Genomic DNA, 12,335 nt, shown 5'->3' with positions numbered 1-12,335 from the left:
ACACAACATTTAAAGTATAACATGATGATGAAAAAATATACCTTAATCCTACTCGCGCTCCTGGCCTTTTTAGGCTCCTGTAAGGATGCACTTCTGGAAGAGCCCGGCAGCTTTGTATCACCCGGGCAGTTCTTTAACAATGAAAACCAATGCATAGCAGCCCTGAACGGATGTTACATTCCTTTCACCAGCATCTATAATTCGGGATTAATTATTGCCAATGAAGCCACTACAGACCTGGCCTATCTGAATTCGGCACAGCTGGATGCCAAATTCGAAATCTCACCGGCCAACCCCGGAATGGGGCAGGCCGTATGGACACAGGCTTACAAAGGGATAATGTTCTGTAATTCCACAATCTCGGGAATTGAAAGGTCGCCGGTTAATGAAGACCGGAAAAAAGCGCTTCTTGCAGAAGGTGTAACCTTAAGGGCAATGTATTATTATATCCTGACCAGCACATTTGGTGATGTTCCTTTTTATACCGAAGATGTCGCTACCCTGGAGATCCTGGAAAAAGTTACCGCCCTGGGCAGGACCAATGCCATAGAGATCAGAAAGACCTTGATTGCAGAATTGCAGCAGTATGCAACCAGTTTGCCTGCGAAAAGAACATCCGATGTGACAGACAACAGGATATCTGGCCCGATGGCATACCTGCTCATTGCAAAAATGGCAATGTGGAACAAAGACTACCCGGCGGCATTGACCGCTCTGAAGGAAATTCAGAAGGTATACGGGCTGCTGAACCAGTATCCGCTTACAGATACCTATTTCAGAAATAAAAATACCCCGGAGTCCATATTCGAAGTGCAGTTTACCTGGTCGGCCTCCGGGCTTAAAAAAACGACCAATGTTGCCTGCTTTTTCACGCCAACAAAAAAGGCGTCGACAGACATATACGATGGTGTTTCGATCCCCGAACTTGGCGCCAAAGCCAATCCCTATGCTTCAATTACACCCTCGGCCTATTTCGTTTCTTTATATGAACTGGACGATCCCCGCCGCAACATCATACTGGCCTATACCTATGAAGACAAATGGTTTACGAGGCCGCAAAGTGCAAACGGTACCGGAAAACCATGGATGGGCGCCAAATTCTGGTGCCCGGGAATGGATAATGCAGCGGATGGCAACAACCAGAAAGTATTCCGGTATGCAGATGCCTTATTGCTGATGGCAGAATGTGCCAACGAAACAGGGGATACGCAGCTGGCCTTAAACAGCATCAATGAGGTGAAAGGCAGGGCATCTGCCGACTTTAAAATGACTGGCTACCCCGGCAAGGATGAATTTTTTGAAGAGGTAAAAAAGGAAAGGGCAAGAGAGCTCATGGGAGAATATACCCGCAAATGGGATCTGGTACGCTGGGGCATTTTTTATGATGCCGTAAAAGCAACTTCAGCCACCGAATACGCAGAGATCAACAACAATATCAGACGCTATCATGAATATTACCCGATCTCAGACAGCGAAGTGATGCGTTCATCAGGAAACCTCTCAAACCCCGCTTATACCGGTCAGTAATTAAATCAAACATAGAATGAGAACATTAACTAAATACAGCACACTGTTCCTGCTGCTCGCAATCTGCCATTTCTCAGTACGGGCACAAAATAAGACAAGGATCATTAGCTACAACATCCTGGAAGGTATGAAAACAGATACCACTAAAGGAAAACAGGATTTCGTGAAATGGCTAAAGTCCGAAAACCCGGATATCCTTGCGCTGCAGGAATGCAATAAGTTCACGCAAAAATCGCTCGAGGAACTTGCCCGCAGTTATGGACATCCTTACGCGGTACTGCTCCGTGAACAGGGATATCCGGTGGCTCTTACCTCCAAATACCCGATAGTAAATGTAGAAAAGGTAACAGACAATATGCATCATGGTTTTATCCTGGCCAAAATCAAAGACCTGAACATTATTGTATTGCACCTCTCGCCACATAAATACTGGAAAAGAAGAGAAGAAATTGAGGTGATCCTGGCTACAATTGCTGCTGCCCGGCAACAGGAAAAATGGGTAATTATGGGCGACTTCAATTCATTGTCGCCATTGGACAAAGACAATTATGCAGATGGAAAATATGCCGAACGCTTAAAAGAATCGGCAAAAAAATACAGTTTTCACGAAAACCTGGTAGAGGGCAAATATCTTGATTTTGAAGTGCAGAAAAAGATACTTGAATCTGGCCTGCACGACACCGCAAAAGAAAAGGCGAAGGGAAATGAGCCCAGGGCCAACAGGATAGACTATATCTACGTAAGTAAAGACCTCATGCCCTATGTAACAAAAGCCCAGTTCATCAGGGACGACTTTACGGCTACGCATTCAGATCATGTGCCGGTTATAATGGAGCTTAAAAGATAAAATTGAGTCATGAAAAAAGTTTTGTTTTATGCGTTATTGCTGCTTATCGGGATAAGCAGCTGTAAAAAAGACGAGCTGGTCAGGTTTAGTACCGACCTGGCCATCAACAATAAAATTATCCGCCTGGCAGATAGTGCTGCAAGTACCCGCGTGCTGGTGTACGCTGATGACAGCTGGAAAGTGCAGACAGAAGGCGATGCATCCTGGATTAAACTGGATAAAGAAGGAGGAACAGGAAAAGGGGAGTTTTTGGCTACAGTGGAAAGCAATGCCGGAAATCTGCCCAGGTCTGTTAACATTCTGATCAGCGCCGGCAACAAAACAGATACCATCAGCCTGCAGCAAAGGGGGATTGTTGCCGCCATCAATATTACCGACGCCAATGCCAATGGGATCGCGGCCGGAGGCCTGATGAAAACTGCCATAAGCACCAATGTGCCATTTGAGGTGATGAAGCATGAAGAAGTGTATACTTCTGGCGGCACCAACTGGATCACCGGTTTAACCATTAACGGTAAAGACCTGAATTTTACGCTGGGGCAGAATAATCAGGCTGAAGCCCGGGAAGCCCTCATCAGGCTATCCTATAAGGATGCGCTGGGTACTACCGTAAAAGACTCCATTCTGGTTACCCAAAACCCAAAAGGAAATTACGATCAGGCAGTACTTAAAGACTTTGCCTACGTAAAAGCCATGCTGGCTGTCGGTGAGGTAACGGAAGATATTTATATCGAGGGTGTTGTGGTCAGCGATAAAGGCAATCCGAACATCGCACTCAATGCAAACAAAGCTACCAACAAACATGAAGTAGATAAGACCGAAAATGCCATCACCGCCTACATACAGAGTATGGACGGGAAGTCGGGTCTGATGATCCGGACAAAAACCGGCGGAGATAACATCTACGGAAATGGAGAGGTGGTTAAACTCTGGCTGAAGGGGACTACGTTAAGAAAAGAAATCAATCCTTCCAGAACGGTTTTAGAACAGGTGCAATCGGTAAATATCATTTCAAAAGTTGCCGGCAATCCGCTGCAGCCCCGGGAAGTGTACATGAAAGACCTGACGGACAATGATCTTTATACTTATGTGAAATTGAAAGAAGTAGAGATCAGTGTGCCTTCCGGCAGCTTCTTTAACATCAATGAAGGCTACAATTTAAGAACAGATGTATACCCGACAAACATCAGGGACATTAATGGCAGCAGCATGTATATGCTTACCAATATTGATGTTCCCTATCGCAGGGATGGCAAACGTGTTCCACAAGGATCGGGCGACATTACAGGCGTTTTGGTACATGAAAAACTGGCCAGATATGGCAACGATATCGGTAAATATGCCATCAGGCACCTCAAAAGAGAGGACATTGCTTTAAGAGAAAACCGCGAAGATGGCTTTTCCAATGTTTTGGTGGAATGGAGCAGGTTTAAATCCGAGAATATTACAGGCGCTACAGAAGCAAAGAACCCGATGACACCCGATATTGGCAGCGGCACCTTAAAACAAAGCGAAAAGGGTTCATTGGATTTTAGCGCAAACGGCATTTCTGGCGCCACAGATTTTAACGGGTTGATACAGGAGCCAACAACGGTAAAAGGTGCAATTACGAACGGAGCCTGGATCAGTAAAAACTGGTGGAGCGATGCCAGGGGGAGAGGAAGTTCCTGGAACATTACGGTTTCAACTGTTGGTATTACCAAGCCCATATCATTACAGATTGAAGGCAACAGCGATATTGGCGGTGCTAGGAATTTTATTGTGGAATGGTCTGCTATCGGTACCGAAACGGGTACCTGGAACCAGGCAGGGGAGTTTACCTTTGAAGATGTGGTGAATTTTTCCAATACCCTGCTCACCCAGGTGCCGGGACTTAAAGTCCTGAACTTTCAGTTCCCGACGGCAGCCCTGGGCCTCACAAATTTATACATCCGGATCCGGGTTAAAAATAAACTGGTAGGCACGGCAACAAGCCCTACAGGCGGAACGCTTGCGGCTGCCGGCATAACCCGTTTGGGGCATATATCTATAAAGTACAATAAGTAAGGAGGGCCTTTACAAAATATTTTTTCTAATTTATTTGGAACAAAAATATTTTGTTGTACCTTTACGTCGAGAGCGTTAATTTAAGCGGGGATAGCCATTCGTGGTTTTTATTCCCGCTTTCTTTTTTACCCCTTTTTTCTGACGCATTAAACATTATATTTCGTTTACAATTGTACCCGTCATTACAGGCATTGCTATAAAATACAAAAGCATCCCTGTAAGAGATGCTTTGGCTCAAGTCGGTACCGACTCTTTAATTTACAGTAATTTAACCTTAGTTGCGTTAAGGCCTTTTTTACCGTTTTCTACTTCATAAGTTACCTGGTCCTTCTCTTTGATCTGGTCTATAAGTCCGCTTACGTGTACAAAGATTTCCGGCTCTCCGTTATCGGGTACGATAAAGCCAAATCCTTTTGAATCATTGAAAAATTTTACTGTTCCTTGTGGCATTGTTTTTAATTAAGTTTTGATTATGGATGAATTAAGGTATTAACCATAAAATAAATCTAGCAAATTATTAGCACATTTATTAGGTTTATCTTTAAATAACTAATCAGATTTTTTTATGCCACACATTGTCATCATATCTTCCAGCGTAAGAAAGGGCAGAAACAGCCACAGAACCGCATTATTTTTTCAAAATTTTATAACATCAAATGCAGTGGCCTCCGTAGAGATCCTGGATCTGAAAAACTATGATTTCCCTATATTCGAGGAAAGGCTCCGTTTTTTTGAAAACCCTACTATGCTGATGCTGGAATTTGCATCAAAAGTGAAAAATGCAGATGGCGTGATCATTGTAACGCCCGAATACAATGGTGGTTACCCCAGCAGTTTAAAGAATGTGGTCGACCTGCTTTACGATGAATGGAGAAAGAAACCCGTAGCCATCGCTACCAATTCAGCCGGACCTTTTGGAGGTACTCAGGTCATAACCTCATTACAGTTCTCTTTATGGAAAATTGGCGCCTGGACAGTCCCTGCCATGTTTCCGGTGCCCAAAGTGCAGGAAGCATTTGACGAAAACGGTGTGCCTGCAGATGAAGCCGGAACCCATAAAAGGGCAACCATATTTATCAATGAACTGCTTTGGTGCATGGAGGCAAAAAAAAGAATGGAATAAAAAACACACTGCCATAGGGTTGTCAGTAGCCCCTGTTTTCTTTGTTTCATAAAACAAAAAGAAACAGATTATGACAACACCAGAAATCACCACCGAAAACACATTGTTTATCTCTGCACAGGATTTATTAAATCACTGGCTTGGCCACAGGAGGCTTACAAGACGTGTAATTGAAGCTTTTCCTGATGATAAACTGTTTGATCACAGCATTGGAGGAATGCGCCCATTTGCTACCATGGTCAAAGAACTGATCGATGTATCCGGCCCGGGAGTTCAGGGAATTGCCACTTCAGACTGGAGCAATAGTACTGGCTTCGATGAGCATTCAACGAAAGGAATCGCGTCAAAGGCTGCTTTGCTGGATTTGTTTGATGAAAGCACGGAGATCATCGCCAGCTATTTGCCGTCAATTCCGGCAGAGCGGTTTCAGCAAAGCGAAAAAGCTTTCGGTATGTATGAAGGCATCATCTTCGACCTTATTCTTTATTTCATTGACAACGAAATCCATCACCGCGCCCAGGGAACAGTATATCTGCGCAGTTTGGGCATCGAGCCACCAGCTTTTTATAACAGGGACTAAATCCTGACGTCTGTAAAAAAGGGGGGCGATGCTCCCTTTTTTATTATTGTATCTTGTTGCTTACAAAGCAATTTTTGGGATGCTATTTGTGTAATATTGGACACACACAAATAGAAACCGATATGAAAAAACTAATCATCATCGCCATGGCTTGCTATGGCCTGAGCGCCCGGGCACAATCCGGCGAATCCAAAAATTTTATTTACCTCTATTCAGATTCTGTCATTCATGCCAGAAACATCACCCTACGGCCCGACGCCTTCGGCTCGTGGCAGCTCAGAGCCGATTCCAGGCGTATCCCACCTCAGCAGGTAAAATTTTTCAGCAATAAGGATGGCTTTTTTGCCAATACCAGGCGATTGAGCTTTGCCGGGCTAACAGCCTTTTCTGAACGCGTTATCGAAGGCCGGATCAATCTTTATCAGCAAACCAGTTACGAACCCGGTCTGTACAACGATTATCATCACCCGCATCACCCGCATTACAGCAGAAGGCAGCCCGTTGATGTCAGGATGTATTACAATAAAGGTTTTGGCGATCTGCAAAAAGTAAATTACCATAATCTGAAGCAGGATATGGCCGATCATCCTGAAAGTATGGACCTGCTGGCCGGCTACAGAAGAAGCATGAACACCGGCAAATTAATGTATGTAGCAGCTGGGGCATCTATTGTGGCCGGACTCGTCTCGTTTTTAGTGGGTACCGAAAAAAGCAGTATGGCGGCTACAGAAAGGGGCTATACAGCAGGCTTCGCCCTGATAGGAATAGGGGCAGGTTTTGCATTGGGCGGATACGCAGTGTCTGCAAAAGCAAACAGGCACCTGGAAAATGCGATAGAAGCCTATAACCGTTAAACTTAAAACTCAACCCGTACCACCACTAAAAAAGGTACGGGTTCCTTGTTTAATTACACTTGAAAGGCGTTTTTCGACAATTCAAATGCTATTTAAACACTTCGTAAGGTTTTTTATGGTACACTCGATTTGAACAGCTAATTTTGGGCCGTTTAAAACACCTCATATATACATGAAAAGAATTTTTATTTTTCTATTATTCGTTGTCGCCGCACCGGTTGCTTTGCTGGCACAGCAACGCTTTACGATAAGCGGTACCGTCCGTGATGCTTCATCCGGAGAAACATTGATCGGGGCAACTGTAAAACTGCAATCTGCCGCCCATAAAGCTGGTATTGCAACCAATGCCTACGGGTTCTATTCGCTCACTGCCCCTGAAGGTACTTACGACCTGCTGGTGAGCTATAGCGGCTACCGCAGTTTTACCCAAAAAATTACATTAGATAAAGTCCTTAAAGTAAACATAGAACTCACCGCCGCTGCCGATTTGCAGGAAGTGGTGATCAGCGCAGGCGACAAGAAGAACGAAAATGTAAAAAGTCCGCAGATGGGCCTTTCCAAAATAGACATGAAAACGCTCGACAATGTGCCGGTATTGCTTGGCGAAAAAGATGTGTTAAAAACCGTACAGCTATTGCCAGGCGTTAAAGCCGGCGGTGAAGGAAATACAGGTTTTTTTGTACGGGGAGGTGCTTCAGATCAAAACCTGATCCTGCTCGATGAAGCTACGGTTTACAATTCTTCACACCTGCTCGGTTTCTTTTCTACCTTTAATGCCGATGCCATAAAGGACGTTAGTTTATACAAGGGAGGGATGCCTGCACAATATGGCGGACGTTTGTCTTCCGTACTGGACGTGAAGATGCAGGACGGTAACGATAAGGAGTTTAAGGTAGAAGGCGGGCTGGGCCTCATTGCATCAAGAATAAAGGCCGAAGGTCCCATCGTTAAAAATAAAAGTTCATTTATGGTAAGTGCCAGGCGTACTTATATCGACTTGTTATTGAAAGCATCAGGAGATTCGGCACTTAAAAACAATACCCTGAATTTCTACGACATCAACGCCAAAGTAAACTATAAATTTGACGATAAGAATACCCTGTTCCTTTCCGGCTATTTTGGACAGGACAACATTGGCATAAAAGACCTGTTTGCCAACGATTGGGGCAATACCACTGCAACCGTACGCTTTAACCATGTGTTTAACAGCAGGTTATTTTCCAACACCTCCTTTATTTATAACAAATACAGCTATGCCATTGAACTGCTGGATGAGAACAGCAATGCGAAAGTAAATTCACTGATCAGGGATTACAATTTTAAAGAAGACCTGCAATACTATGCCAACAATCACATCTTAAGATTTGGCTTGCATGCCACCCACCACAGGATAGCCCCTTCGGACATCAGGGTGTCGGCCAATTCCAGCTTTAATCCGCTCTCTATAGAAAACCGTTATGGCCTGGAGTTTTCTGCTTATGTGTCCGACGAATGGACGGTTACCGACCGTTTAAATTTATTGTACGGACTGCGGTTGAGCCAGTTTTCGTTACTTGGTCCAGGAACAATGCCTACCTATAACAGCGCTGGCGAGGTCACCTCATCGGCCAGCTATAAAAAGGGCGAATTTGTAAAAAACTATTTTAACCTTGAACCACGCTTCTCTGCAAGTTATAGCCTGAATGATAAAAATTCAATCAAAGCATCGTACAACCGCAATACGCAGAACATACACATCCTGAGCAATTCAGGTACCGCTTCACCAACCGATCAGTATGTGATGAGCAGCAACAACATTAAACCTGAAATTGCAGACCAGGCAGCCCTGGGCTATTTCAGGAATACGGAGGACAACGGATTTGAGTTCTCTGCAGAAATCTATTACAAATGGATGCAGAACCAGATCGATTATAAAGATGGCGCGGAGCTTACCGCAAATGCAGACGTAGAGTCGGAATTGTTGTATGGAAAGGGTAGGGCCTATGGACTGGAACTCTACGGTAAAAAAACAAAAGGGAAATTTACCGGATGGGTAAGTTATACATTATCCAAAACAGAGCGTCAGTTCGACCAGATCAATAATGGAAAATATTTTAATGCGCGGCAGGACCGTACACACGACCTGGCCCTGGTTGGCATGTATAACCTGGGCCGGAGATGGTCGGTATCTGCCAATTATATCTACAGTACAGGGAACGCAGTTACTTATCCGGCAGGGAAATACAATATCGGTGGTCTGAACACCTATTATTATACCGAAAGGAATGCCAACCGCATGCCGCATACTTCCCGTCTGGATATCGGTGCTACCCTGAAGGCTAAAGAAACAAAGCGCTTCCAGTCCAGCTGGACATTCAGTGTCTATAACGCCCTGAACCGTAAAAACCCGTATGCTATTCAATTCCGGGACAAAGAAAATGACCCGACACGCACAGAAGCCGTACAAACCAGTCTATTTGGAATCATCCCTTCCATCACCTATAACTTTAAATTTTAAGAGACATGCTAAAACACATCAAACTGCTTAGCCTCCTTATTGCCCTGGCATTCAGCCTCAGCTCATGCGAAAAAGTAATCGACGTGAAATTAAATACTTCTGCAACCCAAATGGTTATAGAGGGAAGCATCACCAATCAGAACGGTCAGCAATTGGTTAAATTAAGTCAATCGGTGCCCTATACCGACAACAATACTTTTCCGGCAGTTAGCGGTGCAACAGTAAACGTAACCGATAACCAGGGGCATTCCTGGACATTTACAGAAAGCAGTCCCGGAAATTATACCTTTGGCCCTTTAAAGGGAGAGCCGGGCCGTACCTATACACTTACCGTAAGTGTAAATAATACGGTATACAAGGCTGCTTCTACCATGCCGGATTCTGTAAACATCGATTCTCTGGATGTCAAGATCTTTAATTTTGGCGGTGAGGACATCAAGCAGGCACAGGTGCACTATACAGACCCTGCAGGCGTAGCAAACCAGTATAGATTTGTCATGAAAGTAAATGGTGTACAATCCAAACAGGTGTATGCCGAAAACGACCGCTTTACCAATGGTAATCCAGTTCCTACAGTTTTATTTTTCAATGGAAACAATGACGATGATGATGAACTGAAGAGCGGCGACAAAGTGGATATTGAGATGCAGTGTATCGATAAAAACATCTTTAATTATTGGTTTACCCTTAGTCAGCAAAGCCAGAACGGCCCCGGCGGAGGTACAATACCGGGAAATCCACCTTCCAATATCAATAATGGTGCACTTGGCTATTTTAGCGCCCATACGGTCAATAAAAAACAAATGGTAGTGAAGTAAGTTACATAAAAATGAGTCGTCAATCGCGTTTCACAATTTCTATTTGATATATTTGTGCTCTTTTAATAAAAGATTCAATAACAATAATATGATTGACGACTCTATGCCACATTTAAAATTTAACCCGGAGCTTATTCAGATAAAACCCATTTCAGCACTTAAGCCGGGCGATAAATTACTGAACCTTGGCGAAGTACTTGAAATAGAAGAAAGTCCGGAGATATATGCCGTGATTATTTACCGGTTGACCCAAAAACAGGTCTTTAAATTTGAAAGGGATACCAATTTATATTTAATTAACGAAGATCAGGCTGAGGCATCAGTATAAATTGACAAAAAAACAGCAATCCAAATTAATGCAATGTAGTTGCATCTTTATACTTTTGGTGTATTAAATAATTTACTGAAAATTCATTAATACCTAAAAATATGAAATACGATGTGATCATTATTGGTGGAAGCTATGCCGGTTTGTCCGCCGCTATGTCATTGGGCAGGGCCATCAGGAAAGTACTTGTAATAGACGAAGGTAAACCCTGTAACCAACAAACACCCCATTCGCATAATTTTTTAACACAGGACGGAAGTACTCCAGCCGCTATTGCTGCATTGGGCAAGGACCAGGTATCGAAATATCCAACTGTGGTTTTCCAGGAAGGCAGGGCCATCGGGGTAAAAGGGACAGACGGAAATTTTGAGGTCTCAACTGCTGCAGGCGAACAGTTTTATGCCGGGAAATTGATCTTTGCTACAGGAATAAAAGATACGATACCAGCTATTCCCGGCTTTTCAGATTGCTGGGGCATATCGGTGATCCATTGCCCGTATTGTCATGGTTACGAGTATAAAACGCAGCAAACAGGTATTTTTATGAACAACGATATGGTGGTGGACTTTGCCGGAATGATCAGAAACCTGACCGATAAACTCACTGTTTTTACGAACGGAACAGCGTTAATCAGCCAGGAAAACCAACAACGGCTTGGTAAAATGGGGGTTAAGATAGACGAAAGGGAGATAGAACAAATCTTGCACAACAAGGGCAACATCAGCAGTCTGGTATTTAAAGACGGTACTTTTACCCTGAATGCCTTGTACGCCAGGCTGCCGTTTGAGCAGCATTGCAGCATACCAGAAACACTGGGATGCAACTTTACGGATATGGGCTTCCTGCAGGTGAACGATCTGCAGAAGACAAACGTTACTGGTATATTTGCAGCAGGGGATAATGTAACACCTTTCAGGTCTGTTGCTGCCGCGGTAGCAGCAGGCAGCAAAGCCGGCGCAGCAATTAACCACGAACTTGTAGCCGAAAAGGCATGGTAACGGTTTATTTACTGGCCAGTACGGTATCAGCATCCTGAACCAGGTACCTTGAAGTATAATTCTGTTCGCTTACATTGATGAATAGCACCGTTCCTTCTTCAAGTGTGCGGACTACCATACCGGCCAGCTCCTGAGGTACTGCCGGGCAACCCTGACTGCGTCCCAAACGTCCGAGTGCATTTATGGTTGCCTGACTGACATAATCTGCTCCGTGAAGAACAATGGACCTTTTTCTGGCATTGGAATTAAAACCTTCATCCATCCCATCCAGTCTCAAAGAAAGTCCATGTTTACCATAATAACTTTCCCCAGTTATAAAAAAACCGATGCTGCTTTTCAGGGATTCGCTGGTATTGGAAAAGAAAGTGGCTTTGTCCGCCCCGCTACGCTCCCCGTGGGCCACCCATGTATTTAAAACTAACTTTTTTTGCTCCAGATCAACAATCCATAGTCGTTTACTCGTACTGTTCTGATCAAAATCAGCGATACTTAAAATGGATTTACTGTCAGAGAGCCTGCCGGTATTCTTTAGATTATAATATCCGGTAAGGGCTTTTTCTAAAACAGCAAATGATAAACCGCTTGCAGCAAGTTCTGCTGTTTCATAAAGCGTCCTGGCCCTGGTGTAATGAATGGTATTGCTGTCTGTAACGATATGGTCTTTTACAACCTTTCTGTCGATCGGTTTCCATCCGATGGTAATAAATGCAAGCATTA

At 44.0% G+C, this 12,335-nt stretch carries 12 protein-coding genes; 10 read left to right on the top strand and 2 right to left on the bottom strand.

Features of this window, described 5'->3' with window-relative positions:
• The first annotated feature begins 21 nt into the window (after window positions 1–21).
• The 3 genes from ABIE26_RS07340 to ABIE26_RS07330 are packed head-to-tail and all read left to right on the top strand — an operon-like array spanning window position 22 to window position 4,420.
• Entirely contained in the window at window positions 22–1,527 is a 1,506-nt protein-coding gene (locus ABIE26_RS07340; protein WP_310138427.1) for a RagB/SusD family nutrient uptake outer membrane protein, read from the top strand.
• Window positions 1,528–1,543: 16 nt separating this feature from the next.
• Window positions 1,544–2,374, top strand: coding sequence for an endonuclease/exonuclease/phosphatase family protein (locus tag ABIE26_RS07335; protein ID WP_310138428.1), 831 nt, complete (start codon window positions 1,544–1,546; stop codon window positions 2,372–2,374).
• Window positions 2,375–2,383: 9 nt separating this feature from the next.
• On the top strand, window positions 2,384–4,420 hold the full coding sequence (locus ABIE26_RS07330) for a BACON domain-containing protein (protein ID WP_310138429.1): 2,037 nt from the start codon (window positions 2,384–2,386) through the stop codon (window positions 4,418–4,420).
• A gap of 258 nt (window positions 4,421–4,678) precedes the next feature.
• Here ABIE26_RS07330 and ABIE26_RS07325 read toward each other — a convergent pair whose 3' ends face one another.
• Entirely contained in the window at window positions 4,679–4,870 is a 192-nt protein-coding gene (locus ABIE26_RS07325) for a cold-shock protein (RefSeq protein ID WP_084240152.1), read from the bottom strand.
• 115 nt (window positions 4,871–4,985) lie between these two features.
• Here ABIE26_RS07325 and ABIE26_RS07320 point away from each other — a divergent pair, with 115 nt between their 5' ends.
• The 7 genes from ABIE26_RS07320 (at window position 4,986) to ABIE26_RS07290 (ending at window position 11,618) form a co-directional block, all read left to right on the top strand.
• Window positions 4,986–5,543 carry an NADPH-dependent FMN reductase gene (locus tag ABIE26_RS07320; protein WP_310138431.1) on the top strand — a complete coding sequence of 186 codons (558 nt, stop codon included), beginning with the start codon at window positions 4,986–4,988 and terminating at the stop codon, window positions 5,541–5,543.
• A 70-nt stretch (window positions 5,544–5,613) separates the two neighbouring features.
• Complete coding sequence (locus ABIE26_RS07315; protein ID WP_310138432.1) at window positions 5,614–6,123, top strand: DinB family protein; 510 nt, start codon at window positions 5,614–5,616, stop codon at window positions 6,121–6,123.
• Window positions 6,124–6,245: 122 nt separating this feature from the next.
• On the top strand, window positions 6,246–6,977 hold the full coding sequence (locus tag ABIE26_RS07310; RefSeq protein WP_310138434.1) for a hypothetical protein: 732 nt from the start codon (window positions 6,246–6,248) through the stop codon (window positions 6,975–6,977).
• Between the two features lie 172 nt (window positions 6,978–7,149).
• Window positions 7,150–9,474, top strand: a complete 2,325-nt coding sequence (locus ABIE26_RS07305; protein ID WP_310138435.1) for a TonB-dependent receptor — start codon at window positions 7,150–7,152, stop codon at window positions 9,472–9,474.
• Window positions 9,475–9,479: 5 nt separating this feature from the next.
• Window positions 9,480–10,292, top strand: a complete 813-nt coding sequence (locus tag ABIE26_RS07300) for a DUF4249 domain-containing protein (RefSeq protein ID WP_310138436.1) — start codon at window positions 9,480–9,482, stop codon at window positions 10,290–10,292.
• An 88-nt stretch (window positions 10,293–10,380) separates the two neighbouring features.
• Window positions 10,381–10,620, top strand: coding sequence for a hypothetical protein (locus tag ABIE26_RS07295; protein WP_310138437.1), 240 nt, complete (start codon window positions 10,381–10,383; stop codon window positions 10,618–10,620).
• Window positions 10,621–10,721: 101 nt separating this feature from the next.
• Window positions 10,722–11,618 carry an NAD(P)/FAD-dependent oxidoreductase gene (locus tag ABIE26_RS07290; protein ID WP_310138438.1) on the top strand — a complete coding sequence of 299 codons (897 nt, stop codon included), beginning with the start codon at window positions 10,722–10,724 and terminating at the stop codon, window positions 11,616–11,618.
• 4 nt (window positions 11,619–11,622) lie between these two features.
• Here the strand turns inward: ABIE26_RS07290 and ABIE26_RS07285 are convergent, their stop codons facing one another.
• Window positions 11,623–12,333, bottom strand: a complete 711-nt coding sequence (locus ABIE26_RS07285) for a murein L,D-transpeptidase catalytic domain family protein (protein WP_310138439.1) — start codon at window positions 12,331–12,333, stop codon at window positions 11,623–11,625.
• Window positions 12,334–12,335: the final 2 nt, after the last annotated feature.

The organism is Pedobacter africanus (genome assembly GCF_040548825.1).
GTDB classification, from domain to species: domain Bacteria; phylum Bacteroidota; class Bacteroidia; order Sphingobacteriales; family Sphingobacteriaceae; genus Pedobacter; species Pedobacter africanus_A.
This window is presented reverse-complemented; position numbering and strand designations above follow the sequence as displayed.